This window comes from Nonomuraea sp. NPDC049152, assembly GCF_040648355.1.
Taxonomy (GTDB): Bacteria; Actinomycetota; Actinomycetes; order Streptosporangiales; family Streptosporangiaceae; genus Nonomuraea.
This window is the reverse complement of sequence record NZ_JBEZDO010000018.1, coordinates 148,930-175,419: the sequence shown is the minus strand read 5'-3', so window position 1 is coordinate 175,419 and position 26,490 is coordinate 148,930. Positions and strand designations below refer to the sequence as shown.

Below are 26,490 nucleotides of genomic sequence, written 5' to 3'. Positions count from 1 at the left end.
CCTGCTGCCATGGAAGGCAGCCCTCCGGCGAAGGACCAGGACTCGGGAGCCCGACCCCTCGGGACGGCGGCGCACCCGGGCCAGGCCACCCTTCCTGTCGAGAGGGCGGCGCTTCCTTCGGAGGGGGCGCTCGAGCGGCGGCTGGAGGTGCGGGGGGACCCTGGGCTGATCCTGGGGCCGCACCAGCATGGCGGTCACGACCCGACGTGGCGGCGGGCGGCCGACGGCACGATCTGGCGCACCTGCCGCACACCGGACGGCCCCGGCACCCTGCGGGTCACGAGGCGGGGTGGACAGGCCTGGGGCCCAGGCGCCGGATGGCTGCTCGACTCGTTGCCCGCCCTGCTGGGCGCGGACGACGACATCTCGGGCTTCGAGGTGCGTCACGAGGTGCTTCAGGGCTACGGCGTGCCCAGGATCGGGCGGACGGGCCGGGTGTTCGAGGCGCTCGTGCCTGCCGTGCTCGAGCAGAAAGTGGTCGGACGTGAGGCGTGGCGGGCGTGGCGCTCGCTGCTGCGCAAGTACGGCACGCCCGCGCCTGGGCCCGCGCCCGACGGCATGCGGGTGATGCCGGAGCCGGAGGTGTGGCGGCAGATCCCCGCGTGGGACTGGCACAGGGCGGGGGCGGAGGCCGTGCGCGCGCGGACGATCGCGACCGCGGCGTGGCACGCGGACAAGCTCGAAGCGGCCGCCGACTCCGCCTCGCTCGATCGGCTCCTGCGGGCGTTGCCCGGTATCGGAGTGTGGACGTCGGCGGAGGTACGGCAGCGCTGTATGGGTGATCCCGACGCGGTGAGCGTCGGCGACTTCCATCTCGCCAAGATCGTGGGCTGGGCGTTGACGGGGCGAAAGGCCGACGACGCCGAGATGATGCGGTTGCTGGAGCCGTACAGGGGGCATCGGCACAGGGCCTGCCTGCTGGTCGGGCTCACTGGGTTGCGGCCACCCGCGCGGGGGCCTAGGCAGTCCGCCCGTGACTACCGTTCCTTCTGAAAGGGGCCTTCCTCCAGTCCCTGCTGTCGCGCGAGTCGGTGCCGAAGAACGGGCCGGCGACGGCGAGGACGGCGATCAGGCTGATGATGATGATCCAGGACATTGCGTGCTCCTTTGCTCTCCTCCAATTATCTGCCTGTGCATGTATTTACGTCTATCGAGACTTTCTACGGACCACCGTTCAGCTTTGCTTAACGACTAATGTGCGGGTATGAGCCAAGTCAGCGATTCCGCACTCCGTCGCGCGCTCGCCAGAGCCCGCGACGGCAAGGCGCTCGATCCCACCGAGGCCGCCGTGCTGCTCCAGGCCCGTGACGAGCACCTGGACACCCTTCTCGAGCACTCCTCACGGGTGCGTGACGCCAACGGCCGCAACGGCGTCATCACCTACAGCAAGAAGGTGTTCATCCCGCTGACCAGGTTGTGCAGGGACAGATGCGGCTACTGCACGTTCGCCACCGCGCCCGGCAAGCTCCCCGCCGCCTTCCTCAGCCCCGACGAGGTGCTGGAGATCGCCAGGCAGGGCGCGGCCATGGGGTGCAAGGAGGCGCTGTTCACCCTCGGCGACCGGCCGGAGGACCGCTGGCACCAGGCCCGCTCGTGGCTGGACGCCCACGGCTACGACGACACGCTCTCCTACGTGCGGGCGATGGCGATCAGGGTGCTGGAGGAGACGGGCATGCTGCCCCACCTCAACCCCGGCGTGCTCTCCTGGCGCGACTTCCAGCGGCTCAAGCCGGTCGCCCCCTCGATGGGCATGATGCTGGAGACCACCTCCCGCCGCCTGTTCGAGGAGAAGGGCGCGCCGCACCACGGCTCTCCCGACAAGGACCCCGCGGTACGGCTGCGCGTGCTGGAGGACGCGGGCCGCTCGAACGTCCCCTTCACCACGGGCATCCTGATCGGCATCGGCGAGACCATCGAGGACAGAGCCGAGTCGATCTTCGCGATGCGGCGGGTGGCCAGGGAGTACGGCGGGATCCAGGAGGTCATCGTCCAGAACTTCCGCGCCAAGCAGGACACCGCGATGCGCGGGCTGCCCGACGCGTCCCTGCAGGAGCTGGCCGCGACGATCGCGGTGACCAGGCTGGTGCTCGGCCCGAAGGCGCACGTCCAGGCGCCGCCGAACCTGGTGGACGACGAGTACGCGCTGATGATCAGGGCGGGGATCGACGACTGGGGCGGGGTGTCGCCGCTCACTCCCGACCACGTCAACCCCGAGCGTCCCTGGCCGAACATCGACGAGCTGGCCGCCCGTACGGCCGCGGCCGGGTTCGAGCTGAGGGAGCGGCTGACCATCTACCCGGAGTACGTGCTGGCGGGCGAGCCGTGGCTCGACCCCAGGCTCTTCGCGCACGTGTCGGCGTTGGTGGACCCCGCCACCGGCCTGGCCAGGGAGGACGCCCCGCTGGTCGGGCGGCCGTGGCAGGAGCCCGACGGCGGCTTCGTCGCCTCAGGACGCACCGACCTGCACGTCGAGGTGGACACCTCGGGGCGCACGAACGACCGGCGCGACGACTTCGACAACGTCTACGGCGACTGGGAGGCCCTCCGCGATCGCCTCCCCTCGCCCGCGGTGGCCGCGGGGCTCCTGGCCGACGGCTCCACCCAGGAGGCGCCCGCCTTCCCCGACGGGGCGCCCGCCGGCTCCGCCGACCTCTCGAAGCAGGCCCCAGGGCTCGGGGTCATGGGCGACGTCGCCGAGGCGCTCCGCCAGGCCGAACGGAACCCCGCGAGCCTGACCGACGCGCAGGCCGTCGCCCTCCTCGGCGCCGAAGGCGAAGCCCTTGAGCAGCTCGCCCGCCTCGCCGACCACCTCAGGCGGGAGGCCGTGGGTGACGACGTCACCTATGTCGTCAACCGCAACATCAACTTCACCAACGTCTGCTACACCGGGTGCAGGTTCTGCGCGTTCGCCCAGCGCAGGACCGACGCCGACGCCTACACCCTCTCCCTCGACCAGGTCGCCGACCGGGCCGAGGAAGGCTGGGAGGCCGGTGCCACCGAGGTGTGCATGCAGGGCGGCATCCACCCCGACCTGCCCGGCACCGCCTACTTCGACATCGCCCGCGCGGTGAAGGCCAGGACGCCCGGCATGCACGTGCACGCCTTCTCTCCGATGGAGGTCATCAACGGCGCCAGCCGTACGAACCTGTCCGTCGAGGACTGGCTGACGGCCGCCAGGGAGGCGGGCGTCGACTCGCTGCCCGGCACCGCGGCCGAGATCCTCGACGACGACGTGCGCTGGGTGCTGACCAAGGGGAAGCTGCCCACCAAGGAGTGGATCGACGTCATCACCACCGCGCACCGCGTGGGCATCCCGACGACCTCGACCATGATGTACGGGCATGTCGACACGCACCTGCACTGGGTGCAGCACATCAAGCTCATCCGCGGCATCCAGGAGCGGACCGGCGGGTTCTCCGAGTTCGTGCTGCTGCCGTTCGTGCACCACAGCTCGCCCATCTACCTCGCGGGGATCGCCCGCCCGGGCCCGACCGCCCGCGAGAACCGCGCCGTCCACGCCCTGGCGCGGATCCTGCTGCACGGCGCGATCGACAACATCCAGTGCTCGTGGGTGAAGCTCCGCGACGACCTGTGCAGGCAGGTGCTGACGGGCGGCGTCAACGACCTCGGCGGCACGCTGATGGAGGAGACGATCAGCCGCATGGCGGGCTCGGAGAACGGCTCCTACAAGACCATCACCGAGATCGCCGAGATGGTCGCCCCCACGGGGCGGCCGCTGCGCCAGCGCACCACCGAGTACGGCACGCCGTCGGCGGAGCGCCTCGCGGCCTCGGCGGCCAGCGACGGCGTCTGCCGCAGCGTCCGCCGCACGCTGCCGGTCGTCTGACCGGCTCGCCCGATATCTAAGAATCACGTCATTGGACGTATGAGGGTGCGTAGGATGGATATCCTCAATCACGGTGAAAGGAGGTCTCAATGGCCAAGACCACGATTGACATCGATGCGGCGAAGGCGGCGAAGGCTCAGGCCATCCTCGGCACGGACAGCCTCCGCAGCACCGTTGACGCGGCCCTCCAGCACGTCATCGCGGAGCGGGCCAGGGAGCAGTTCATCGAGCTCGCCGCGGCAGGCGCCTTTGCGGACCTGCTGGACCCGGCGACCGAGGAGGCCATGTGGAAGTGACCTCCTATCTCGGTGACAAGAGTGCTTTGGCCCGGCTTCACCTGGCCCCGGTCAGGACCCGGCTCGCGCCCCTGATCACCCGGGGACTGGTGTCGATCTGCGCCCCCACCCAGCTCGAACTGCTCTACTCTGCCCGTGGTCCAGCCGATTACATGCAGATCAAGAGCCAGCTCGACGCCGGGTTTCCGTGGATGCCGATTCCCGACAGGGGCTGGCGGCGTGCGTGTGAGATCCAGGAGTCGCTGGCGAAGAATGGGAAGCATCGGGGCCCGTCCATCGCGGACCTGCTCATAGCGGTCACCGCTGAAGCCTGCCAGCTGACCGTGCTGCACTACGATCGCGACTTCGAGACGATCGCCGAGATCACACAGCAGCCGACCGAATGGGTGGTGCCGCCGGGTGAGGCGGAGGCCGTACAGGGATGAGGGGAATGTCCGCCGTCGCGCGGCGGCGGACATTCGGCGAGTCAGCGGGTGACGTAGAAGTCGGCGGCGTCGCGCGGGGCGCGGTCGCGCGGCGGCGCGGCGGCGTGCCCGATGGCGACGCAACCCATCGGATCCCACGACTCGGGCAGGTCGAGCACCTCTCGCACCACGGGGCGGCAGAACATTGTGGACGACACCCAGGCCGAGCCGAGCCCCTCGACCGCCAGTTGGACGAGGAAGTTCTCCACGCCCGCGCCCGTCGCGACCACGAACATCTCCCGCTCGGCGGCGTTGCGCCTGTCGTCGCGGTAGGTGTGGGAGCCGTCCATCACCAGGCACGGCACGGCGAGGTAGGGGGCGTTCCGCAGGACGTCGCCGCGCCTGATCCGCTTGGTGATCGACTGCTCGGTGAACCCGTCGCCGCGCAGGTCGGCGATCCACGCCTCGCGCATCGCGTCGACCAGCCGTGACCGGGTCTCGGCCGACTCCACCAGGACGAACCGCCACGGCGTCGTGTGGTGCGGCGCGGGGGCCGCGATGCCCGCCGCCACCGCTCGCCGTACCGCCTCGGGGTCGACGGGGGCGGAGGAGAACTCCCTGATCGTACGGCGGGCGAAGACGACGTCGCGCGAGCCGTAGCGGAACAGGTCCTCGTCGGCGGGACGGATGAGCGGGCGCACCCCAGGACCGTCGTCGGCGGTCACCAGGTGGGCCAGCCCGCGCACGATCGCCACGGGCACGCCCGCCAGCTTGCCCTTGACCAGCTCGGCGGCCGCGGCGATCTCGTCGATCAGGGCGGTGACGGTGGCGTTGAGCGGGTTGCCGTGGGTGTCGGTGCCACCCCTGAAGTCCTCGAGCGGACGCACCCCCGCAGCGCCGATGGCGACGTCGGTGAGGCCGTGGCGCCACGGCCGGCCGAACGTGTCGGAGATGATCACGCCGACGCGACCGCCGAGGGCGGCCCTGACACGGCGGGCGGAGGCGTCGGAGTCCTCGGGCAACAGCAGGACGGTGCCCGGCTCGGTGTTGGAGGCGTCGACGCCCGCCGCGGCCATGACGAAGCCGTGGCGGGTCTGGGAGATGACGGTGTCGCCGCGCCTGGCGACCACGCGGTCGGTCTCCTCCTCGATGGCCTCGGTGCGGTCGCTTCCCTGGCGGACGCGGCCCTCGGCCTTGCTGACGATCTTGGAGGTGATGACGACGATGTCGCCGTCGCGCAGGTCCTCCTCCTTCAGCAGTGCGGCCAGGTCGTCGCCCGGACGGACCTCGCCGATGCCGTGGACGCCGAAGACCTGGATCGCGGTGGGCTCGCGGTCCGATGTGGGGGTGACGGGAGGTCGCGTCATCGGGACAGCTCCTGAGCCAGGGACAGGGCGGCGCGGGCGATGTCCGCGGCGGCGTCGGCGTCGTGCATGATCAGCGGGCGGCCCTCGACGCGCACGCCGTCGAGGGCGACGGAGGCGTCCTCCTCGGCCACGAGCCAGCCGTCGATCAGGTCGGCGCCGTAGAGGGACAGCACGGCCTGCGCGCTGGTCTCCACGCCGATCGCCGTCAGGCAGGCGTCGGCCATGCCGCGGACGGGAGCGCCGCCGATGATGGGGGAGACGCCGACGACCGTCTTGGCGACCAGGGCGTCGCGGATGCCGGGGATCTGCAGGATGGTGCCGATGCTCACCACCGGGTTGGACGGCGGGAGGATCACCACGTCGGCCTCGGCGATCGCGTCGAGGACCCCTGGAGCGGGCGTGGCGGTGTCGGCGCCGATCAGCGCGATCGACTCGGCGGGGACGGAGGCGCGCAGCCGTACCCACCACTCCTGGAAGTGGACGGCGCGGCGGCCCTGCTCGTCGGTGATGACGACGTGGGTCTCGCAGCGGTCGTCGCTCATCGGCAGCAGCCGCACCCCCGGCTGCCACCGCGCGCACAGGGCCTCGGTGACCTGGGAGAGCGGGTAACCGGCCTCCAGCATCTGGGAGCGGACGATGTGGGTGGCGAAGTCGCGGTCGCCGAGCCCGAACCACTGCGGTTCGACGCCGTAGGCGGCCAGCTCCTCCTTGACGACGTGGCTCTCCTTCTCCCGCCCCCAGCCCTGCTCCTCGTTGATGCCGCCGCCGAGCGTGTACATCACGGTGTCGAGGTCAGGGCAGACCCGCAGGCCGAAGAGGGTGATGTCGTCGCCGGTGTTGCCGATGACCGTGATCTCGGCGTCAGGGGCGGCGGCACGCAGGCCGCGCAGGAAGCGGGCGCCGCCGATGCCGCCGGCTAGGGACACGATACGCATGCCGTCAGTCTCGCATCCGGGTCTCACGGACCTGTCTGGCGAGGCAGCGTTCCGTGTCCATGTGTCACGAAATTTCGGAGTATTGAGGCTGATCGGGGACTATCGGGATGGATGAGCTTGCTGGGTCTCCCGCCACCAAAGTCAGCTATGTGGCAAACTCACCCCGGGTGGGAAGCCACCAGCTGGGGGTTAACAGTGAGCAAAATAGACGTCAGCCGGCTGAGAGAGCCGGCTGCTTGGATCATGCTTGCCGTCGCGGCGGGGAACGTCCTCGTCGCGCTTCTGCAATTGCTGGTCGCGGAGTCGGGGGCAGTGACCTCTCTGCTGGTCAGGGCACGCCTGGTCCAGGGCGATCTGACGAGTCCCGTGGCGGCCGCGCTTGCCGTCGGGGCCGTGGTGCTGGTCACCAAGCTGGGTGATCCCACACCCAAGGCGAAGACGATCGCGTACGGCGCGGCGGGCACGCTCGCCGGCGGCGCGTTCTTCGGCGCCATCTCGCTGCTCCTCGGGCTCTTCTCGGGCATGGGCTTCATGAGCCTGCTGTCCTTCGTGCTCACCGGCGTGCCCACGCTGGGACTCACCGCGATCGGGCTGGTCTATCTGCTGCCGCAGGTGTTCGCCGCGCGCCCGGCCGCCCAGGTCTTCAGCGGGTACGGCCAGCAGTCGGCCTTCGGCCAGCAGCCCGCCTTCACCCAGCAGCCCGGCGCCCAGCACTCAGGCTTCGGCCAGCAGGGCTACGGCCAGCAGCCCCCCAGCGAGGCCCCCGGCGCGCAGGCCCACGGCCAGCACCCGTCCGCGCAGCAGCCCGCCGCCCAGCAATACGGCCAGCAGCCGCCGAGCCAGGCCCCGCAGTACGGCCAGCCCGCTCCCGGCTACGCGCAGCAGCCCGCCTCCTCCGGCTACGGCCAGCAGCCCCCCTCGTCCGGTTACGGCCAGCAGACCCCCTCGTCCGGTTACGGCCAGCAGCCCGCCTCGTCCGGTTACGGCCAGCAGCCGCCGAGCCACGGCGGCCCGCAGGGCTACGACCAGCAGGCCTTCAACCAGGCCGCCGCAGCCCAGGCCGCGCCGCAGCAGGCCCAGCAGGAGGCCTACCAGCCGCCCAAGCCGGAGCTGCCCGCCCTGCCGCCCGCGCCCACCCCGCACCCCGAGCCGCAGAACGTCTACGCGCCTCCCGCGGAGGCCCCGCAGGGCGCCTACGCGCCTCAGAACGAGCCTCCGCAGAATTTGTATGCCCCGCCCGCGGAGGCCCCGCAGGGCGCCTACGCCCAGGCCGAGAGCCCGTACGCGCCCGCGGAGGCGGCACCGTCCGCCTACGACACGCCGCAGAGCGCCTACGACACCCCGCAGAACGCCTTCGTGCCGCCCGTGGAGACGCCGCAGCCCTCCTACGCGCCCGAGCCTCAGTCCTACCAGCCCGAGCCGAGCCCCTACGCGCCGCAGGAGCCGAGCGGTTACACACCGTCGGAGACGCTGCCGAGCAACGGCTACGCGCAGCAGCAGGACTACCAGCCCGCGCCCTACGTGCCGGCCGACAGCCTGCCCAACGCCTACACCCCCACGCACAGCGCGCCCAACGTCTACGAGCCGCAGCCCTACCAGCCGGCCGACACCGCGCCCGCCGCGCCGTACCAGCAGCAGCCGGAGCCCCAGCAGCCCTACTACGAGCAGGCACCCGCTTTCGAGCAGCAGGGCGGCAGCCCGTTCACCGGTTACTCGGGCCAGGAGTACGCCCAGCCGCAGCAGCCGCTCTACACCGAGCCCGACCCGCCCGTCGACCCGCGCTCGCAGCAGATGCTGCACGCCTACCAGCAGGCGGAGACCTACCAGCAGTCCACCGCGGGCACCCACCCTCAGCTGCACTTCGATCCCGCGCAGCCGTACCAGCAGCCGTACGACGACCCGTTCGGCCACCCGCAGTCATCGCCGCCGGCCGCCTATCCGTCGCAGGCGCCGCACGCCGAGTCGACGATCAGGTTCGACCAGAGCGCGTACCGCCCTGGTGACGACCCGATAGACCCGACGGCGATCTACACGCCGAACGATCCGCGCAGGTAAGAAATAGGCCAACACCGGATAGAGAGAAGGTGGGCCCTGGGCGGGCGTCAAGACCTGCCCTGGTACGGTTCCGACCGCTGACAGCGTTGAAAAGTCACGTCAAGGGCAGGATCCCGGTTCCACCCGGTCCTGAACAGCACATGGCAAGCGCACCGGGGCGAGGTGGTCTTTCCCCGGATACCGGCATGCCGCTTGACGTCACCTACGGCACGCGCGTGTAATTACAGCCATGTTGTTACGCCTCCAGGGTGGGTATGTAAGGAGGCGTCCATGGGGGGCTCCATTGCGGGCGGGCGGCAGGGAGGTGTGCAGTGACCGAGTTGGTGGTCATCGCACAGGATCAGCTTGACGCTGAAGAACTCGGCTGGCAGGAGCGTGCTTTGTGCGCTCAGACTGACCCGGAAGCGTTCTTCCCGGAGAAGGGTGGCTCCACCAGAGAGGCCAAGAAGGTGTGCCGTTCCTGCGAAGTGCGGGCCGAGTGCCTGGAATACGCACTCGAGCACGACGAGCGGTTCGGCATCTGGGGTGGGCTGTCCGAGCGGGAACGCCGAAGGATCAAGAAGCAGGCCGTTTAACTAGATATCAACAAGGGTCACGCGGCCGTTCGGTGTCTGCCGCGTGACCCTTTCGACTGTTATGGTGTCCGGCGCTGATCATCCCCCTGGTTGGAGCCGCGCCGATGTCCGCACCTGTCGTCACAGCGATCGTCGTGGCCCATGACGGCGCCCGCTGGCTGGGTGAGACGCTGCAGGCGGTCCTGCGGCAGAGCCGTCCGGCGGACAGGGTCGTCGGCGCCGACAACGGCAGCCGCGACGGCTCGGCCGACCTGCTCGAACGCGCCCTCGGTCAGGGGAACGTGCTGCGCCTGTCCCGCTCGACCGGCTTCGGCGCCGCGGTCGCCGAGGTGCTCGGCAAGCTGAAGGCCGTGCCAGGAGAGTGGATCTGGCTGATCCACGACGACTGCGCCCCCGACCCGCACGCCCTGCGCCACCTGCTGATGGCCGCCGAGCGCGACCCCGCGGCCGCCGTCCTCGGGCCCAAGCTGCGCGACTGGCTGGACCGCAAGCTGCTGCTGGAGGTCGGCGTCACCGTCGACCGCAGGGGCAGGCGCGACACGGGGCTCGAAGCGCGCGAGTACGACCAGGGTCAGCACGACGGCGACCGCGACGTGCTGTCGGTCTCGACGGCGGGCATGCTGGTCCGCCGCGACGTCTGGGACGAGGTCGGCGGCCTCGACCAGGCGCTCGCGCTCTTCCGTGACGACCTCGACCTGTGCTGGCGGGTGCGGAACGCGGGCCACAGGGTGGTCAACGTACGGCGCGCGGTCGCCTACCACGCCGAGGCGGCGGCGCGCAGGCGACGGCGGATCACCGCGAGCGGCGACCACCCGAGGCGGCTGGACCGGCGCAACGCGATGTTCGTCGTCATGGCGAACCTGCCGTTCGCCGCGATGCTGCGGACGCTGGCGCGCAACGTGGCCGGCTCGACGTTCAGGGTCCTGCTGTTCCTCGTGGCCAAGCAGCCGGCGAACGCGTGGGACGAGGTGGCGGCGGTCGGGTCGGTGGTGCTGCATCCGGGCCGCATGATCAGGGCGCGCCGCCATCGCAGGCACGGCAGGAAGCAGGGCCATCCCGCGATCAAACGGCTGCTGACGCCGCCGGGCGCGGGCTACCGCCGCCTGGCCGACCTGGTGCAGGGCTTCCTCGCGGGCGAGGGACCCGTGGAGTCGGCGGGCCGCCACCACGCCGTGGTGGCGCCGCCCAGCGAGGACGACGAGGTCATCGTCGACGAGTCGGGCTTCCTCCGGCGCTTCTTCAGCCGCCCCGGCGTGCTGCTCACGCTCGCCCTCACCGTGGTCGCGCTGGCCGCCGAGCGGCAGGTGCTCGGCGCGCTCTTCGGCGGTCCCTCGCTCGGCGGAGGGGCGCTGGTGCCGGTCGTCGGCGACGCCTCGGACCTGTGGCGCTTCTACCTGGAGGGCTTCCACGACACCGGGGTCGGCTCGACGGCGTGGGCGCCGCCGTACGTCGCGGTCGTCGCCGCCCTGTCCACGCTCTTCCTCGGCACGACCTGGCCGGCGGTCGCGGTGCTGCTGCTCGGCTCGGTCCCGCTGGCGGGCGCCTCCGCCTACCTGGCCACCAGGAAGATGATCCCGGCTGTGTCCGCGCGGATCTGGCTGGCCGCGAGCTACGCGCTGCTGCCCGTCGCCACCGGCGCGGTCGCGGCGGGGCGGCTCGGCACGGCCGTCGTCTTCGTGCTGCTGCCCGTCTACGCGGGGCTCGGCGTCCAGCTGCTGTCCGCCGAGCCCAGGCGGGCACGCCGCGCGAGCTGGGGCCTCGGCCTGCTGCTGGCGGTCGGCACGGCGTTCGCGCCGCTGGTCTACGTGCTGCTGGCCGTCCTCGGCGTGCTCGCCATGATCGCTTTCGGCCGGGTACGGCAGTTGGCCACGGCGCTGGTCGTTCCGCCGGTGCTGCTCTATCCATGGCTGCGCGGCTTCGCCGACCACCCGGGCCAACTCCTGCTGGAAGCGGGCCTGCACCGGCCGGCGCTCATCGATCCCGCGCTGCCGCCGCACGCCTTCCTGACCTTCAGCCCCGGCGGGCCAGGGCTGCCTCCGTTCTGGATCACCGCGGGCCTGATCGTGACCGCGCTCGCGGCGCTGCTGTTCCGCCGCCAGCGCATGATCGTCGCGATCGGCTGGGGCATCGCCGTGTACGGCGTGCTCGTCGCGATCCTGGTCAGCCGCATCACGGTGACCCCCGCGGCGGGTGGCGCGGCGGCGAGGGCATGGCCGGGCATCCCGCTCGCGTTCGCCGCCACGGGGTTGCTCGTCCTGGTCGCGCTGACCGCGCACCGCCTGGCCGAGCTGCGTGCCGCGGGCGGGCTGCGCAGGCTCTGCGCCGTGGGCGTGGTCGCCGTCGCCTTCAGCACGCCGGTGCTGGGCGCCGCCCACTGGATCGGGTACGGCACGCGCGGCCCGCTCAGCGGCTCGACGCCCGACCCCTTGCCCGCCATCGCGGGGGCTGGATCGGTTCAGGGCCGGCGCACGCTGCTGCTGCGCGGCGACGAGTTCACGGTGCTGCATCGCCGTACACCCCTGCTGGGAGAAGCCGAGCTGCCGGTGCCGCAGGCGGCCCGCGACCAGGTGGCGCGGGCGGCGGCCGGGCTGGTCGCGGGGCGTGGCGACGCCGACGCGACCACGCTGGCTGGGCTCGGCATCGCCTACGTCGCCGTCTCCCTGCCCACGGCGGAGATCACCAAGGCGCTCGACTCCCAGCCGCAGCTCGTCCACCTGAGCCTGGGCGAGAAGGAAGGGCTCTGGCGGCTGGTCGAACCGCCCGCGCAGGTGAAGCCGCCCGCCGAGGACCCCTTGCACGCGCCGATGCTGTGGGCGCAGGCCGTCCTCACGCTGCTGGTGCTCGTGCTGGCCGCGCCCGGTGCCCGCACGGCCGACCCGCTCGTCGTGGCGGTGGCGTGATGAAGGGGTTCGTGGAGAACAGGTTCGGCCTGATGCTGCTGGTCCTGGTCGCGCTCGGCGCGCTGTACGGCGTCGCCTTCCTCACCAGGCCCGCTCCCACGCCGCCGCCCGCCAAGGCGCCGCGGAAGGTGGCCGTGGAGTCGGTCATGGCTGTCTGCCCCGCCCCCCGCGGCGCTGAGGTCGCCGTGCTCAGCGCGCCTGGGGCGGGGAAGGTGACGGTCGGCGACAAGGTAGTGACCGAGCCGTCGTGGCGATCGGCGATCAAAGGCGACGAACCGGTCGTGGTGAAGGGAACGGGGGCCAGGGCGAGCGGGCTGGAGGCCTCGCTCGGCACCCGCGTAACCAAGGGCCGTTCGCGCGGCCTCGCCGGCGTGCGGTGCACCGAGCCTGGCGGCAGCACCTGGCTCGTCGGCCCTGGACCCTCGACCGCCAAAGTGGAGCTCCACCTGGCCAACGCCGACGCGGCGCCCGCGCTGGCCGACGTGAACGTGTACTCGGCCGAGGGGCCCGTGATCGGTGACGCAGGGCATGGCATCACGATCAAGCCCGGTGCTCACCTCACCCTCGACCTCAAGACGATCGCTCCTTCCGCGACCGTGGCGGCGATCGAGGTGACGACGATCAGCGGCAGACTCGCGGTCGCCGCGCGGGCGGAGATGGACGGTGGTGGCGTCGACTGGCTGCCTGCGGCCTCGCCGCCTGCGACCAGGGTCGTCGTGCCTGGAATCCCGTCCGGGGAGGGCAGGCGTCAGCTCTTGGTGGCGGCTCCGGGGACGGTGGACGCGCGGGTGCAGGTGCGGGCGGTGAGCACGGACGGCAGTTATGCGATGAAGGGGCGTGAAACGGTCGACGTGCTGACCGGGAGCGTCGCCGTCGCGGACCTGACCAAGGGGCTGGACGGGCACGCCTCGGCGCTGGTGCTGACCTCGGACGTGCCCGTGGTGGCGGGGATGGCGGTGTCGACGGCGGCGGACGTGGCGTTCACGGCGGGCACGCCCGCGCTGGACCTGGGCAGCGCGGTGGCCGACAACCGCAAGGGGTCGTCGCTGGTGCTGAGCGCGGTGGGCGGGGCCGGGCGGGTGCTGGTGCGGACCGCGCGGGAGACCATGACGGTGGACGTGCCGGCGGCGCGGACCAAGGTGGTGAAGGTGTCCGGCGAGGTGGTGGTGACGCCGGTCTCGGGGGAGGTGTACGGCGGGCGCGTGACGCGGGAGCGGATGAAGGGCGGAGAGCTGATCACTTTGCGAACGCTGTCACCTGGACGAACGTGGACGATGCTCCCGACCTTCACCGCCGACCCCGCCATCATCCTCCCGTAACCGGCCATCCCCCGCCCTTCGGGACATTTCGGCGGGCGAGCTCCCGAAAGGTCAGCGCTCGTCGTAGCCGGGGTCCACGGTCTCGGGGGACACCCCGAGCAGCGAGGCCACCTGCTCCACCACCGTGTCGTGCACCAGCGCCCCCAGCATGTCGCGGTCCCTGGCGCGGGCCTCCAGCGGCCGACGGTAGATCACCACCGAAGCGGGCTCGCCCCCGGTCGCCGAGTCGGCCCGACCGAACGGGATCGGGTCCGACCCCATCCGCCCCGGCCCGTCGCCGAGCTCGCTCACCGGAGGCACCTCCTCCACCGCGAACTCCACGGCGGAGAGCTGCTTGCCCCACTTCGGTTTGAGCCGGTCGACCGCGTCGAGGACGAGGTCGTCGAAGCGCTCGCTGCGCGAGCGGGCGAGTGGAACGTACGAGGGGGCGAGCGGACCGCGAAGGCCACGCCCGTGGCGGTCGCGCCGTCGTGGGCCGCGCGTCGGTGTCACCACCCCAGCTTAAGCTTTCGGGCGCACCTAATCAGGGCCAACATTGGTACAGCTCGGTGGAAACAGTGGGACAGGTGTCCGAATTGTGGCGACACGCTCGTTAAGAGCGCTCAGGTAGTGGCGCCTCGCACGCATAGCAGATACGGTCCCTCCGTGAGCCCCGTCCGCCGCTGTTCCCGCACTGCTTGCAGTCAGCCTGCCGTTTTCACGCTCACGTACGTATACGCCGACTCGACCGCTGTTCTCGGCCCCTTGGCGACGTACGCGGAGCCGCATTGCTATGACCTGTGCGCCGAACACGCCGAACGGCTGACCGCCCCCCGAGGGTGGGAGGTCGTGCGCCTGCCGACGGACGGTGGCAGCCCCAGCACCGACGACCTCGAGGCGCTGGCCAACGCCGTTCGTGAGGCCGCCAGGCCCGCGCCGTCCGGCGGCACCGAGCCCGTCGGGCAGGGTGTCGAAGTCGGCCGCCGCGGTCACCTGCGTGTTCTGCGCTCCGCCCAACCCCACCGGGACCGCTAGTAGGCTCGTCCCAGTAAGCAGGCGACCAAGGGGCGGACGAGTGGGCGATCTCTCCAAGATCTTCAAGGCGTACGACGTGCGCGGCGTGGTGCCCGAGGAGCTCGACGAGGAGAGCGCGGAGGCGGTCGGGGCGGCGTTCGTCGACGTGCTCGGCGCGACGCAGGCCGTACTCGCCCATGACATGCGGGTCTCCTCGCGCGCGCTGGCCGACGCCTTCATCCGCGGCGCCACCGCCAGGGGCGCGGACGTGATCGACGCCGGGCTCGGCTCCACCGACCTGCTCTACTACGCCAGCGGCAGCCTCGGCCTGCCGGGCGTGATGTTCACCGCCAGCCACAATCCCGCCCGCTACAACGGCATGAAGATGTGCCACGCGGAGGCGGTGCCCGTCGGCACCGACACGGGGCTCACCGAGATCCGCGACAGGGCCGCCGCCTACCTGGCCGCCGGCGTCCCGGCGGGGAAGTCCGGCAGCAGGATCGAGAAGGACCTGCTCAGCGGGTACGGCGAGCACCTGCGCTCGCTCGTCGACCTGTCGGGCATCAGGCCGCTCAAGGTGGTCGTCGACGCCGGCAACGCGATGGGCGGCCACACCGTGCCCGCCGTCTTCGAGGGGCTGCCGATCGAGGTGACGCCGCTCTACTTCGAGCTCGACGGCACCTTTCCCAACCACGAGGCCAACCCGATCGAGCCGGACAACCTGCGCGACCTGCAGCGGGCCGTGCTCGAGACCGGCGCCGACCTGGGGCTCGCCTTCGACGGCGACGCCGACAGGTGCTGGGTGATCGACGAGCGCGGCGAGTCGGTCTCGCCGTCCACGATCACCGGCCTGGTCGCGGCCCGCGAGTTGGCCAAGCACCCGGGCTCGACCGTCATCCACAACCTGATCACCTCACGCGGGGTTCCCGAGATCATCGCCGAGCACGGCGGCGTGCCGGTCCGCACGAGAGTGGGCCACTCCTTCATCAAGGCCGAGATGGCCCGCACGGGCGCGGTCTTCGGCGGGGAGCACTCGGCCCACTACTACTTCCGTGACTTCTGGTACGCCGACTCCGGCATGCTCGCCGCGCTCCACGTGCTGGCCGCGCTGGGTGAGCAGGATCGGCCGTTGTCGCAGGTGCTGGGGCCGTTCGCCCGATACAGTGCCAGCGGCGAGATCAACAGCACGGTCGCGGACCAGCAGGCCGCCCTCCGGCGGGTGCGGGAGCGGTTCGCGGGGCGCGGCGAGTTCGACGAGCTCGACGGCCTGACCGTGACGGGGTCCGGCTGGTGGTTCAATCTGCGTCCGTCCAACACCGAGCCGCTGCTCAGGCTGAATGCCGAGGCGGCCGACACGAGCCAGATGGCGGCGATCAGGGACGAAGTCCTCGCCGTTGTAAGGAGCTGAAGAGTGAAGATCGACGACTGGCTGCTGGAGATCCTGGCCTGCCCGGCGTGCAAGTCACCGCTGCGCGCGCAGGACGACGCTGTCAACGGCGCGGACGAGCTGGCCTGCACCGGCTGCGGCCTCGTCTACCCGGTCAGGGACGACATCCCCGTCCTGCTCGTGGACGAGGCAAGGAAGCCGTGACCTGGGAGCCCGAGCGGCTCGACGATCAGGCCCGGCTCGCCGAGGTGGATCAAGGGGCGATGCTGCCCGCGATCGCCGCGGCGGCCGCCCAGGTGCGCACCGCCCACCGCAACGCGAGTGAGGCGGGCGTCGCGCGCCTGGCCCGCGACGGCAGGCCGAGGGCGATCGTGGTGGCGGGCATGGGCGCGGCCGCGCTCGCGGGAGACGTCCTCGCGGCGATCTGCGGGTACGGCGCGCCGCTGCCGATCATCACCGTGCGCTCCACCAGGCTGCCCGGCTGGGTGGGCGCCACCGACCTGGTCATGGCGGTGTCGAGCTCGGGCCAGACCGCGGAGACGCTCGCCATGGCGGCCGAGGCCGTACGGCGGGGCGCGTCGCTGATGGCGGTCGGTGCTCCAGACTCTCCGCTGCAGGCGATCGCCACGCAGGCGTCGGCGCTGTTCGTGCCGGTGACCGCGCAGGGCCCCTCGCGCGCGCAGCTGTGGGGCCTGGCCGTACCTCTGCTGGCAGGGGCGGGCGCGCTGGGGCTCACCGAGGAGGGCCCCGAGCTGTTCGAGGGGGTGGCCAGGGCGCTGGAGGACATGGCGCACCGCTGCCGTCCTTCGAGCGAGTCGTTCGTCAACCCGGGCAAGGCGCTAGCCATGGAGCTGGCCGAGAGCGTGCCCGTGGTGTGGGGGTCCTCGCCGTTGACCGCGGTCGCGGCCCACCGCCTGGCGCTCCAGCTCAACGAGAACGCCAATTATCCGGCGATCTGGGGCGAGCTCCCCGAGGCCGGGCACAATCAGCTCGCGGTGCTCGACGGTCCGCTGGCCGAGCGCGACATCTTCGCCGACACCGCCTCGCGCACGCTGCGGCTGGTCGTGCTGCGCGAGGCCGACGACCGTCCGCAGGAGCTGCTCAGGATGGCCGCGGACCGCGGTGTGCCGGTCAGCGAGCTGATCGCGGAAGGCGTAAACCCGCTCGAAAGACTGGCCACGCTGATCGAGCTGGGCGACTACGCGAGTGCCTATCTCGCCCTCGGGTACGGCGTCGATCCGACCCCGGTGACGTCGATCACAGAGCTAAAGGCGAGAATTTCCCAATAAGATCCCATATTCGGGACTTCAGTGGCATGAGCGGAGAAGTGCGTTGAGCGCGAGTGGCGGTACCAAAGCGATCATTGCGGCATTGGGGGCGAATCTCGCGATCGCCGTGGCCAAGTTCGTCGCGTTCCTGTTCACCAGCTCCTCCTCCATGCTCGCCGAGTCGATCCACTCGGTGGCCGACTCGGGCAACCAGGCGCTGCTGCTGATCGGCGGCAAGCGGGCGCAGCGGTCCCGCACCAAGGAGCACCCGTTCGGCTACGGCAGGGAGCGCTACTTCTACGCCTTCGTGGTCGCGGTCGTGCTGTTCACGATCGGCGCGGTGTTCTCGATCTACGAGGGCATCCACAAGATCGGCGAGCGGGAGGCCATCGACTCGCCCGTGTGGGCGTTCGCCGTGCTGATCTTCGCGATCATCGCGGAGAGCTTCTCCTTCAGGACTGCCATCAAGGAGTCGAACGAGCATCGCGGCAGCCAGGGCTGGGTGGCCTTCGTCCGCCGTTCCAAGTCGCCCGAGCTGCCCGTGGTGCTGCTGGAGGACCTCGGCGCGCTGCTCGGCCTGATCTTCGCGCTGTTCGGCGTCACCATGGCCGTGGTCACGGGCGACGGCATCTGGGACGGCATCGGCACCCTGATGATCGGCGTGCTCCTGGCGGTCATCGCGATCATCCTGGCGATCGAGACCAAGTCGCTGCTTCTCGGCGAGGGCGCCTCGCCCGAGGTCGAGACGCAGATCAGGGCCGCCCTCGAGAGCGCCCCCGAGGTGGCCCGCGTCATCCACATGCGCACGCTGCACCTCGGCCCCGATGAACTGCTCGTCGCTGCGAAGATCGCCGTCGACCACGACGACACGGCCGCCGAGGTCGCCCGCGGAATCGACGAGGCCGAACAGCGCATCCGCGCCGCCGTCCCCATCGCCCGCGTCATCTACCTCGAACCCGACCTGGACAAGGCCGCCGCCAGATAGCACGCTCGGCGGCCTCCCCCTGGCGATCTAAGCGCGGGTCACTCGTGCCCGGTGATGCAGGAGGTGCCCGCGTCGGTCTGGTCGAACAGGCAGCGGCCGTCCTTGTCGAGGGTGATGACCTTCTTGACGGTGCCGAACTGGCGCAGCGTCCTGTCGATCGTGTGCAGGACCCGCGCGTCGGAGCCGATGCCGAGCCCCAGCACCGTGCGGCAGAAGCGCAGCGTGGCGGTGCCCTTCGTGATCGAGAGCTTGAAGTCGGCGCCGCAGTTCGACTTGCCCTTGATCTGTGGGCCCAGCTCCGAGTGCAGGCCGCGCTTGCGCTCGGCCTTGGTCGGGCCCTTGATGAGCTGCTTGACGGCGAACGTGGCCACCCCGCTGTCGGGGGCCTTCCTGGTGACGGCGACGACCTTGCCGGGGATGTCGAAGTCGGCGGAGAAGTAGACCTTCACCGTCGGCCCCGAGGAGGCCGCCGACGCCGACGCGGGCATCAGGGCGAGCGCGGGGGCCATCGCGAGCGCGGTGGCGAGAACGAGAACCTTCATACCCGATTGGACGATCGGTTGCCGCCCCTGGTTTGCAGCAGCCGCAGCGCCTTCTCCTTCTCGAAGTCCAGGGCTCTCCTGGGCGCCTGGAGGCGGCCGATCCGCAGGCCCAGATCCCTGACGGCCTGCGTCACCGCGGGCTCGGCCATCGCCCGCAGCGCGAAGGCGAGCTCGGCAGGAGAGACGTCGAACCGTTTCTCCAGCTCCACCGCCTGGGCCACCGCCGTCAGATCCTCCTCGGTGAACCTGCGATGGGCGCCCTGCTCCCTGACCGGCGGCAACAGTCCCAGTGCCTCCCTGTAGCGGAGCATTCGAGGGGACATGCCCAATCGTCTCGCTGCCTCCGTGATACGCATCCTTACATTCTTGTGGAAGATTCGACCCCCGTGGGATGCGACGTGGAGAACCCGCGCTTAAACTCAACGGCGACAACTTCGTGTATCGAGGGGTAAATCAGATGGACTTCAAGGTCGCAGACCTTTCACTTGCCGACTTCGGCCGCAAGGAGATCCGGCTCGCCGAGCACGAGATGCCCGGCCTCATGGCGGTTCGTAAGGAGTACGCGGCCTCCCAGCCCCTCCGCGGCGCGAAGATCATGGGCTCGCTGCACATGACCATCCAGACCGCCGTCCTCATCGAGACGCTCGTCGCGCTCGGCGCCGAGGTTCGCTGGGTCAGCTGCAACATCTTCTCCACCCAGGACCACGCCGCCGCCGCGGTCGCCGTCGGCCCCAACGGCACGGTCGACAACCCGCAGGGCGTGCCCGTCTTCGCCTGGAAGGGCGAGACGCTGGAGGAGTACTGGTGGTGCACCGAGCAGGCGCTCACCTGGCCGGGCGGCGAGGGCCCGAACATGATCCTCGACGACGGCGGCGACGCCACGCTGCTGGTCCACAAGGGCGCCGAGTACGAGAAGGCCGGCGCCGTCCCCGCCGCCTCCGAGGAGGACCCGGAGGAGTGGCACGTCATCATCGACCTGCTCACCCGCACGGTCGGCGAGGACAAGAAGTGGACGAACATCGCTGAGCAGATCAAGGGCGTGACGGAGGAGACCACCACCGGTGTCCACCGCCTCTACGAGATGTTCAAGAGCGGCTCGCTGCTGTTCCCGGCGATCAACGTCAACGACTCGGTGACCAAGTCGAAGTTCGACAACAAGTACGGCTGCCGCCACTCCGTCATCGACGGCCTCAACCGCGCCACCGACGTCCTCATCGGCGGCAAGGTGGCCGTGGTCTGCGGCTACGGCGACGTCGGCAAGGGCTGCGCCGACGCGCTGCGCGGCCAGGGCGCCCGCGTCATCGTCACCGAGATCGACCCGATCTGCGCGCTCCAGGCGGCCATGGACGGCTTCCAGGTCACCACGCTGGACGAGGTCGTCGGCATCGCCGACATCTTCGTGACCACCACCGGCAACTTCGACATCATCACGGCCGCCCACATGGCCAAGATGAAGCACCAGGCGATCGTCTCCAACATCGGCCACTTCGACAACGAGATCGACATGGCCGGGCTGGCGAAGACCCCCGGGATCGTCAGGAACAACATCAAGCCGCAGGTCGACGAGTGGATCTTCGAGGACGGCCACTCCATCCTCGTGCTGGCCGAGGGCCGCCTGATGAACCTGGGCTGCGCGACCGGCCACCCGTCGTTCGTGATGTCCAACTCCTTCACCAACCAGGTCATCGCCCAGATCGAGCTCTACACCAAGACCGAGGAGTACCCGATCGGCGTCTACACGCTGCCCAAGCACCTGGACGAGAAGGTCGCCCGCCTCCACCTCGACGCGCTGGGCGTGAAGCTCACCACGCTGACCAAGGCGCAGGCGGAGTACATCGGCGTCGACGTCGAGGGCCCGTACAAGCCGGAGCACTACCGCTACTGACCGGTTTTCCGACGGCGGGCGCCCGAACCGGGGCTCCCGCCGTCTTCCCATATCCGCGGCCCAGCGGGACTCCGGTCCCCGCCGTCACGGCGCCACGCTCGGAGGAGAGCCGCCGGTCGTGGCGAAACGGGGAATCCGGTGTGACGGAACGACGTTACGGCGGGCGCCGGAGTCCCGCTGGAGTGCTGTGATGGACGGACGGTCACCGGTGACCACGGTGGCCTTGACGCGGCTTGCCGTACGAGAAAGTGGAGTTGCAGTGGGAGAGCGGCGGATTGCTTGGGCGGGCAGGGGGATGCCCGTGCTGACCGCGCTCGGGGAGCGGTTCGCGCGCGAGCGGCCGTTCGACGGTCTCAGGATCGCCGCGTGCCTGCACGTGACCGCCGAGACCGCCGTCCTCATGGGCGCGCTCAAGGCCGGTGGGGCCGAGATCGCGCTGGCCGCCTCCAACCCGCTCTCCACCCAGGACGACGTCGCCGAGGCGCTCCAGGGCTACGGCATCGCGGTCCACGCCCGCGCGGGCGTCGACAGGGCGACCTACTACCGCCACATCCACCAGGCGCTCGACCTGGCGCCCGACATCGTCCTCGACGACGGCTGCGACCTGGTCAACATCCTCCACACCGAGCGCACCGACCTGCTCGACGGCGTGAGCGGGGGGTGCGAGGAGACCACCACCGGCATCATCAGGCTGCGGCAGATGGCCGCCGAGGGCGCGCTGAGGTTCCCCGTGGTCGCGGTCAACGACACGCGGACGAAGCGGATGTTCGACAACAGGTACGGCACCGGCCAGTCCACGCTCGACGGCATCATGCGCGCCACCAACATCATGCTCGCCGGACGCACGGTCGTGGTCGCCGGGTTCGGCTACTGCGGGCGAGGCGTCGCCGAGCGGGCCAAGGGCCTCGGCGCCCGCGTGATCGTCACCGAGATCGACCCCGTCAAGGCGCTCGACGCCTCCCTCCAGGGCTACGAGGTCCGGCCGATGGAGGCCGCCGTGCAGGTCGGCGACCTGTTCATCACCGTCACCGGCAACCGCGACGTCATCAGGGCCGAACACCTGGCGATGATGAAGGACGGCGCGATCCTCGCCAACGCGGGGCATTTCGACGTCGAGATCGACGTGCGCGCGCTGCAAGGGCTCGCCGTCGCGCTGAACCCAGGGGTCCGGCCCAACACCGACGAGTACGTCCTCGCCGACGGCCGCCGCCTGCTGCTGCTGGCCGAGGGCCGCCTGGTCAACCTGACCGCCGCCGAGGGCCACCCCGCCGCTGTCATGGACATGTCCTTCTCCGCCCAGGCCCTTGCCGTCGCCTGGCTGACGACCGAGCGCGTACGGCTGGCGCCGGGCGTCTACGACGTGCCGGAGGAGATCGACGTCGAGGTGGCGCGGCTGAAGCTGGCTGCGGCGGGTATCGAGATCGACCGGCTTACACTGGACCAGGAGGAGTACCTCCACTCCTGGCGGACGGGCTCCTGACGACGCGTTTTCGCGTCACGGTTCCCGGGCAATCAGTCTGTTGATCTCTGGACTACGTGGATAATCCAGGGCACTTGTGTTTCTGGAGGCTCCGTGAGATTGCGTGGTCTGTCCGCCCTCGTGGCGGGGATCGTCGTGGCGATCGCCCTGGTCCCCGTTCCCGCCTCGGCCGGCGATGAGGTCACCAAGAGTGACAACATCCGGCACGAAGCGCACCTCGACCTGCCCACCGGTGTGCAGATCAACACCGACGTCGCCTTCCAGGGCGACTACGCCTATGTGGGTAGTTACACCGGATTCTCGATCTACGACATCGAGGATCCCCAACGCCCCACCCTGGTCAGCGCGGTCAGCTGCCCAGGCGGCCAGATGGACGTCACGATCTACGGCGACATTCTCGTCACCTCCGTCGACGAATCGCGTAAGGACGACTCCTGCGCCAGCACGCCGCAGCCGGCGAGCGAGAAGAGCTCGTGGGAGGGCCTGCGGATCTTCGACGTCAGCGACAGGGCCAACCCGAAGTACATCAAGTCCGTCGAGACCAACTGCGGCTCGCACACGCACACGCTGGTGCCGGGCAAGTCGCGTGACGCCTTCTACGTCTACGTCTCCTCCTACTTCCCCGCCCCCATCCTGCCCGACTGCCAGCCGCCGCACGACCGCATCTCCATCGTCAAGGTCCCCGTCGATGACCCGACCGAGGCCGCCGTGGTCAACATGCCGGTGATCTTCCCTGACGGTGGCAACGACCGCACCCAGCAGCCCAACCTCCTCGCCGACACCACCGGCTGCCACGACATCACCGTCTACGCCGAGAAGGACCTCGCGGCGGGCGCCTGCATGGGCGACGGCGTGCTGATGGACATCTCGGACAGGGAGAATCCTCAGGTCATCGACAGCGTCCGGGACCCGAACTTCGCGTTCTGGCACTCGGCGACCTTCAACAACGCCGGCACCAAGGTCGTCTTCACCGACGAGCTCGGCGGCGGCGTGCAGGCCCGCTGCACCGCTGCCGAGGGCCCGACCAGGGGCGCCGACGCCATCCTCGACATCGTCGACAGGAAGTTCGTCTTCAGGAGCTATTACAAGATCTCCAGGATCCAGGCGAACACCGAGAACTGCGTCGCCCACAACGGGTCGCTGATCCCCGTGAAGGGGCGCGACATCATGGTGCAGGCGTGGTACCAGGGCGGGCTCTCGGTCTGGGACTTCACCGACTCGGCGCACCCGGAGGAGATCGCCTTCTTCGACCGCGGCCCGGTCAACGACACCAGGCTCACGCTTGGCGGATTCTGGTCGGCGTACTACTACAACGGCTACATCTTCGGCAGCGAGATCGCCCGAGGCTTTGACGTCTTCCAGGTCAGGGACCCGCGCGTGAACTCCGCCGTCGGCGTCCACTTCGACAGCCTCAACGTCCAGACCCAAGCCACCTACAGACGCCACGGCCACTGACCGTTCCGCTTCCGCGAGGCCCGCGCCCTTCCCAGCACGGGCCTCCACTGACTGACCGTCCCGCTTTCGCGAGGCCCCGCGCTGTCCCCGGGCACGGGCCTCCCGCGCACCGCCCCTCCTTCACACGCGATGCTCGCCGAGGAAGCCCGCCGCGGGTGCCCGGGTAATGAGCCCAGGCCGCCTTCGCCGTTCGCCTCGCGTGCGATCGGCCTGCGTCGTATGCCCTGGGACCAGCGGCGTCTTCCGTACTTCACCCTCCTGCCTGCGTGTGCCGTCCGCTGGAGAGATCGGGGCTGAGTAGGTCTCTTCTCGCTGACCCCTCCGAATCGGGTCGCCGTGGGCGGTCGGGAGCCGAGACGACCCAGGGGCGGGCTGTTGAGCCGGTGTTGGTGCTTTCCGTGGCTGGGGTGGATTACGGGCTCCACGCTGATCGCGGCGGCCCGCGCGCAGGTTCCGGGTAGCCGGCCGGCTGGGCCGTACGGCAGGCAGAGAGGGGTCAGGGGGTCGACTGCATCTCGCGCATGCGGCGGATCTCCGCGGTCTGCTCGACGCCGATGTCGGTGGCCAGTTCGGTGATCCGCTGGTGCGAGCCCTGGCCCAGCACCTTCGTCGACATCGTGATCGCCCCCATGTGGTGCGCGATCATCAGGTCGAGGAACAGCTTGTCGAACTCGGCCCCCGACGCCGCCTTCAGCGCCTCCATCTGCTCGGGCGTCGCCATGCCCGGCATGTTCGCGTGTCCCGCGTGGTGGTCGGGCACCTTCTGGCCCTGATCCTGGAGCCACGTGGTCATGTACTGGATCTCCGGCCCCTGCGCGTCCTTGATCCGTGAGGCGAGCCCCTTGAGCTTCTCCGACTGGGCCCTGGCAGGAGCGAGGATCGCCATGTCGAGCGCCTGACGGTGATGAATGATCATGTCCTGCATGAACGTCACGTCCACCGCGTTGGCCGTGGGGGAGGGTACGGCGGTCGCCGCCTCGCCGGGTGACAGCGTCCTGGCCGGCTCGCCCGGCTTGCCGGGCGCGATCACCGGCGCCGTGAAACCGTCCGTGGCAGCGACGGGACGGCCGGCGCCGCTGCAGCCCGACAGGGCGATCACCGTACCTGTGATGACGATGAGCGCGGCGCGCACCTGACCTCCCCTTGTCGAGAGAGCGAACTGTAGACCACAACCGTGATCATTAAAAAGACGGCAAACCGCAATAACATTTGACATTTTGGACGCTAGCCGGTTGTCAGGACACGGGTGAAGATTCTTTACATTTATGTTCCCCTTATCGGAGGCGGCTGAGTGATCACCCCCCGCAGAGCCCTCGTCCTGATCGGAGCGGCGGTCGCCTTGGTGCTGACCACGCTGCCTGCCCAGGCCGCTGACATCCCCGCACCAGGCCAGATTGTCATGAGCCCGAACATGGAGCACGTCACCAACGTGCCCAAGCCGGCCGCGCTGACCGACATCCACACTGACATGGCCTTCCAAGGCGACTACGCCTACGTTGGCAACTACGCCGGTTTCTCCATCTACGACATCAAGCGCCCGAAGCGGACGTCGCTGGTCAGCAGCGTCGTCTGTCCGGGCGGCCAGATGGACGTCTCCGTGTACGGCAACCTCCTCTTCGGCTCCGTCGACTCCTCCCGCAGCGACGACTCCTGCCAGAGCACGGCCCAGCCCGCGTCGGTCAAGGAGTCGTGGGAGGGCATCCGCATCTTCGACATCAAGGACAAGACCAAGCCGGTCTACATCAAGTCCGTCGAGACGAACTGCGGCTCCCACACCCACACCCTCGTGCCGGGCAAGGGCCGTGACGCCCGCAAGAACGTCTACATCTACATCTCGTCGTACGGCCCGCGGGCCGATTTCCCCGACTGCCAGACGCCGCACGACCTGATCTCGATCATCAAGGTGCCGCTCGACAACCCGACGGCCGCCGCGATCGTCAACACCCCGGTGCTGTTCCCCGACGGCGGCAACCCCGGCCTGCCGCTGCCGTACCCCGACGGCAAGTCCGCCACCACCGGCTGCCACGACATCACCGCCTACCCGGAGAAGGACGTCGCCGCCGGCGCCTGCATGGGCGAGGGCGTGCTGATGGACATCTCCGACCGCGAGCACCCGCGCGTCACCCAGACGGTCCGCGACGATGTGAACTTCGCCTTCTGGCATTCGGCGACGTTCAACAACGCCGGAACCAAGGTCATCTTCACCGACGAGCTCGGCGGCGGCAGCCGCGCCACCTGCAACGAGGCCATCGGCCCGAACCGCGGTGCCAACGCCTACTACGACATCGTCGGCGGCCAAATGCAGTTCCGCGGCTACTTCAAGATCGCCCGCCACCAGGCGGACACCGAGAACTGCGTCGCGCACAACGGCTCGCTGATCCCGGTCAAGGGCCGCGACATCATGGTGCAGGCGTGGTACCAGGGCGGCATCTCCATCGTCGACTTCACCGACTCGACGCGGCCCCAGGAGATCGCGTACTTCGAGCGCGGGCCTGACAACACCGCCCCCGCGCTGTCCGGCGGGTTCTGGTCGGCGTACTACTACAACGGCTACATCTACGGATCGGACTTCAACCTGGGGCTCGACGTGCTGCGGATCAACGACCCGCGCACGAACCAGGCCAGGCACGTCAAGATGGACGCGCTGAACGCCCAGACGCAGATGTCGTACCGCGAGCACGGTCACGGCGACTAGGTCACATCCTTTCCTTCAACGACAACCCGCTTTCCCCAAAGCCGCCAGGGCCGGTCCCTGGCGGCTTTGTCGTGTCGCCAGCCGTATGAGGGGGCAACGGGG

General features: G+C 70.1%; 24 protein-coding genes. 17 read left to right on the top strand and 7 right to left on the bottom strand.

Going from position 1 to position 26,490, the window contains the following annotated elements:
- Positions 1 to 9 precede the first annotated feature (9 nt).
- On the top strand, positions 10 to 993 hold the full coding sequence (locus AB0B45_RS29975) for a DNA-3-methyladenine glycosylase 2 family protein (protein WP_358137204.1): 984 nt from the start codon (positions 10 to 12) through the stop codon (positions 991 to 993).
- On the opposite strand, the gene AB0B45_RS29970 is transcribed toward AB0B45_RS29975, so the two are convergent.
- Positions 959 to 1,096 (bottom strand): hypothetical protein, encoded by a 138-nt coding sequence (locus tag AB0B45_RS29970; RefSeq protein WP_358137201.1) that lies wholly within the window; start codon positions 1,094 to 1,096, stop codon positions 959 to 961. The two genes, AB0B45_RS29975 and AB0B45_RS29970, sit on opposite strands and share 35 nt — an antisense overlap.
- A gap of 108 nt (positions 1,097 to 1,204) precedes the next feature.
- Here AB0B45_RS29970 and AB0B45_RS29965 point away from each other — a divergent pair, with 108 nt between their 5' ends.
- From AB0B45_RS29965 to AB0B45_RS29955, 3 genes are all read left to right on the top strand, one after another.
- Positions 1,205 to 3,847, top strand: coding sequence for a bifunctional FO biosynthesis protein CofGH (locus tag AB0B45_RS29965; protein ID WP_358137198.1), 2,643 nt, complete (start codon positions 1,205 to 1,207; stop codon positions 3,845 to 3,847).
- Positions 3,848 to 3,936: 89 nt separating this feature from the next.
- Positions 3,937 to 4,143: a type II toxin-antitoxin system VapB family antitoxin gene (locus tag AB0B45_RS29960; RefSeq protein ID WP_358137195.1), complete on the top strand. Its 207-nt coding sequence runs from the start codon at positions 3,937 to 3,939 to the stop codon at positions 4,141 to 4,143.
- A complete protein-coding gene (locus AB0B45_RS29955) occupies positions 4,134 to 4,568 on the top strand; it encodes a PIN domain nuclease (RefSeq protein ID WP_358137192.1) in 435 nt (144 codons plus the stop codon). The genes AB0B45_RS29960 and AB0B45_RS29955 overlap by 10 nt, the downstream gene beginning before the upstream one ends.
- A 41-nt stretch (positions 4,569 to 4,609) precedes the next feature.
- Here the strand turns inward: AB0B45_RS29955 and AB0B45_RS29950 are convergent, their stop codons facing one another.
- Both AB0B45_RS29950 and cofD read right to left on the bottom strand, forming a co-directional pair.
- The gene (locus tag AB0B45_RS29950) at positions 4,610 to 5,914 is read right to left on the bottom strand and encodes a coenzyme F420-0:L-glutamate ligase (RefSeq protein WP_358137190.1); all 1,305 of its coding nucleotides are present in this window, start codon (positions 5,912 to 5,914) and stop codon (positions 4,610 to 4,612) included.
- Entirely contained in the window at positions 5,911 to 6,849 is a 939-nt protein-coding gene (gene cofD, locus AB0B45_RS29945; protein ID WP_358137188.1) for a 2-phospho-L-lactate transferase, read from the bottom strand. Before cofD ends, AB0B45_RS29950 begins: the two co-directional genes overlap by 4 nt.
- 243 nt (positions 6,850 to 7,092) lie before the next feature.
- Between cofD and AB0B45_RS29940 the strand changes: the two genes are divergently transcribed.
- From AB0B45_RS29940 to AB0B45_RS29925, 4 genes are all read left to right on the top strand, one after another.
- Positions 7,093 to 8,904, top strand: a complete 1,812-nt coding sequence (locus tag AB0B45_RS29940; protein WP_358137186.1) for a hypothetical protein — start codon at positions 7,093 to 7,095, stop codon at positions 8,902 to 8,904.
- Between the two features lie 311 nt (positions 8,905 to 9,215).
- The gene (locus AB0B45_RS29935; protein ID WP_358137184.1) at positions 9,216 to 9,479 is read left to right on the top strand and encodes a WhiB family transcriptional regulator; all 264 of its coding nucleotides are present in this window, start codon (positions 9,216 to 9,218) and stop codon (positions 9,477 to 9,479) included.
- 104 nt (positions 9,480 to 9,583) lie between these two features.
- Entirely contained in the window at positions 9,584 to 12,379 is a 2,796-nt protein-coding gene (locus AB0B45_RS29930) for a glycosyltransferase family 2 protein (protein ID WP_358137182.1), read from the top strand.
- Positions 12,379 to 13,698, top strand: a complete 1,320-nt coding sequence (locus AB0B45_RS29925) for a DUF5719 family protein (RefSeq protein ID WP_358137180.1) — start codon at positions 12,379 to 12,381, stop codon at positions 13,696 to 13,698. The genes AB0B45_RS29930 and AB0B45_RS29925 overlap by 1 nt, the downstream gene beginning before the upstream one ends.
- 51 nt (positions 13,699 to 13,749) lie before the next feature.
- On the opposite strand, the gene AB0B45_RS29920 is transcribed toward AB0B45_RS29925, so the two are convergent.
- Complete coding sequence (locus AB0B45_RS29920; RefSeq protein ID WP_358137178.1) at positions 13,750 to 14,190, bottom strand: metallopeptidase family protein; 441 nt, start codon at positions 14,188 to 14,190, stop codon at positions 13,750 to 13,752.
- A gap of 153 nt (positions 14,191 to 14,343) precedes the next feature.
- Here AB0B45_RS29920 and AB0B45_RS29915 point away from each other — a divergent pair, with 153 nt between their 5' ends.
- From AB0B45_RS29915 to AB0B45_RS29895, 5 genes are read left to right on the top strand one after another with little or no spacing between them, the layout of a single operon-like run.
- Complete coding sequence (locus tag AB0B45_RS29915) at positions 14,344 to 14,712, top strand: DUF3499 domain-containing protein (protein WP_192779898.1); 369 nt, start codon at positions 14,344 to 14,346, stop codon at positions 14,710 to 14,712.
- A 40-nt stretch (positions 14,713 to 14,752) separates the two neighbouring features.
- A complete protein-coding gene (locus AB0B45_RS29910) occupies positions 14,753 to 16,099 on the top strand; it encodes a phosphomannomutase/phosphoglucomutase (protein WP_358137175.1) in 1,347 nt (448 codons plus the stop codon).
- 3 nt (positions 16,100 to 16,102) lie between these two features.
- Positions 16,103 to 16,282, top strand: coding sequence for a Trm112 family protein (locus tag AB0B45_RS29905; RefSeq protein WP_358137174.1), 180 nt, complete (start codon positions 16,103 to 16,105; stop codon positions 16,280 to 16,282).
- Positions 16,279 to 17,367 (top strand): SIS domain-containing protein, encoded by a 1,089-nt coding sequence (locus AB0B45_RS29900; RefSeq protein ID WP_358137172.1) that lies wholly within the window; start codon positions 16,279 to 16,281, stop codon positions 17,365 to 17,367. Before AB0B45_RS29905 ends, AB0B45_RS29900 begins: the two co-directional genes overlap by 4 nt.
- Positions 17,368 to 17,410: 43 nt before the next feature.
- Positions 17,411 to 18,331 carry a cation diffusion facilitator family transporter gene (locus tag AB0B45_RS29895; protein WP_358137169.1) on the top strand — a complete coding sequence of 307 codons (921 nt, stop codon included), beginning with the start codon at positions 17,411 to 17,413 and terminating at the stop codon, positions 18,329 to 18,331.
- 38 nt (positions 18,332 to 18,369) lie between these two features.
- Here the strand turns inward: AB0B45_RS29895 and AB0B45_RS29890 are convergent, their stop codons facing one another.
- Positions 18,370 to 18,873, bottom strand: coding sequence for a GerMN domain-containing protein (locus tag AB0B45_RS29890; RefSeq protein ID WP_358137167.1), 504 nt, complete (start codon positions 18,871 to 18,873; stop codon positions 18,370 to 18,372).
- Positions 18,870 to 19,229 carry a MerR family transcriptional regulator gene (locus AB0B45_RS29885; RefSeq protein WP_358137164.1) on the bottom strand — a complete coding sequence of 120 codons (360 nt, stop codon included), beginning with the start codon at positions 19,227 to 19,229 and terminating at the stop codon, positions 18,870 to 18,872. The genes AB0B45_RS29890 and AB0B45_RS29885 overlap by 4 nt, the downstream gene beginning before the upstream one ends.
- A 101-nt stretch (positions 19,230 to 19,330) precedes the next feature.
- On the opposite strand from AB0B45_RS29885, the gene ahcY reads away from it, so the two are divergent.
- From ahcY to AB0B45_RS29870, 3 genes are all read left to right on the top strand, one after another.
- Positions 19,331 to 20,758, top strand: coding sequence for an adenosylhomocysteinase (gene ahcY, locus AB0B45_RS29880; protein ID WP_358137162.1), 1,428 nt, complete (start codon positions 19,331 to 19,333; stop codon positions 20,756 to 20,758).
- A gap of 190 nt (positions 20,759 to 20,948) precedes the next feature.
- The gene (locus AB0B45_RS29875; protein WP_358137160.1) at positions 20,949 to 22,238 is read left to right on the top strand and encodes an adenosylhomocysteinase; all 1,290 of its coding nucleotides are present in this window, start codon (positions 20,949 to 20,951) and stop codon (positions 22,236 to 22,238) included.
- A gap of 93 nt (positions 22,239 to 22,331) precedes the next feature.
- Positions 22,332 to 23,693, top strand: coding sequence for a hypothetical protein (locus AB0B45_RS29870; protein ID WP_358137156.1), 1,362 nt, complete (start codon positions 22,332 to 22,334; stop codon positions 23,691 to 23,693).
- Between the two features lie 496 nt (positions 23,694 to 24,189).
- On the opposite strand, the gene AB0B45_RS29865 is transcribed toward AB0B45_RS29870, so the two are convergent.
- Positions 24,190 to 24,825, bottom strand: a complete 636-nt coding sequence (locus AB0B45_RS29865) for a DUF305 domain-containing protein (RefSeq protein ID WP_358137153.1) — start codon at positions 24,823 to 24,825, stop codon at positions 24,190 to 24,192.
- A 159-nt stretch (positions 24,826 to 24,984) separates the two neighbouring features.
- Here AB0B45_RS29865 and AB0B45_RS29860 point away from each other — a divergent pair, with 159 nt between their 5' ends.
- Positions 24,985 to 26,388, top strand: coding sequence for a hypothetical protein (locus tag AB0B45_RS29860; protein WP_358137151.1), 1,404 nt, complete (start codon positions 24,985 to 24,987; stop codon positions 26,386 to 26,388).
- Positions 26,389 to 26,490 lie beyond the last annotated feature (102 nt).

What these genes read in the sequence shown, in the direction of transcription:
- AB0B45_RS29975 (WP_358137204.1), top strand. Translation starts at nt 10, where the DNA reads ATGGAAGGCAGCCCTCCGGCGAAGGACCAGGACTCGGGAGCCCGACCC.
- AB0B45_RS29970 (WP_358137201.1), bottom strand. Translation starts at nt 1,096, where the DNA reads ATGTCCTGGATCATCATCATCAGCCTGATCGCCGTCCTCGCCGTCGCC.
- AB0B45_RS29965 (WP_358137198.1), top strand. Translation starts at nt 1,205, where the DNA reads ATGAGCCAAGTCAGCGATTCCGCACTCCGTCGCGCGCTCGCCAGAGCC.
- AB0B45_RS29960 (WP_358137195.1), top strand. Translation starts at nt 3,937, where the DNA reads ATGGCCAAGACCACGATTGACATCGATGCGGCGAAGGCGGCGAAGGCT.
- AB0B45_RS29950 (WP_358137190.1), bottom strand. Translation starts at nt 5,914, where the DNA reads ATGACGCGACCTCCCGTCACCCCCACATCGGACCGCGAGCCCACCGCG.
- cofD (WP_358137188.1), bottom strand. Translation starts at nt 6,849, where the DNA reads ATGCGTATCGTGTCCCTAGCCGGCGGCATCGGCGGCGCCCGCTTCCTG.
- AB0B45_RS29940 (WP_358137186.1), top strand. Translation starts at nt 7,093, where the DNA reads ATGCTTGCCGTCGCGGCGGGGAACGTCCTCGTCGCGCTTCTGCAATTG.
- AB0B45_RS29930 (WP_358137182.1), top strand. Translation starts at nt 9,584, where the DNA reads ATGTCCGCACCTGTCGTCACAGCGATCGTCGTGGCCCATGACGGCGCC.
- AB0B45_RS29925 (WP_358137180.1), top strand. Translation starts at nt 12,379, where the DNA reads ATGAAGGGGTTCGTGGAGAACAGGTTCGGCCTGATGCTGCTGGTCCTG.
- AB0B45_RS29890 (WP_358137167.1), bottom strand. Translation starts at nt 18,873, where the DNA reads ATGAAGGTTCTCGTTCTCGCCACCGCGCTCGCGATGGCCCCCGCGCTC.
- AB0B45_RS29885 (WP_358137164.1), bottom strand. Translation starts at nt 19,229, where the DNA reads ATGCGTATCACGGAGGCAGCGAGACGATTGGGCATGTCCCCTCGAATG.
- ahcY (WP_358137162.1), top strand. Translation starts at nt 19,331, where the DNA reads ATGGACTTCAAGGTCGCAGACCTTTCACTTGCCGACTTCGGCCGCAAG.
- AB0B45_RS29875 (WP_358137160.1), top strand. Translation starts at nt 20,949, where the DNA reads ATGGACGGACGGTCACCGGTGACCACGGTGGCCTTGACGCGGCTTGCC.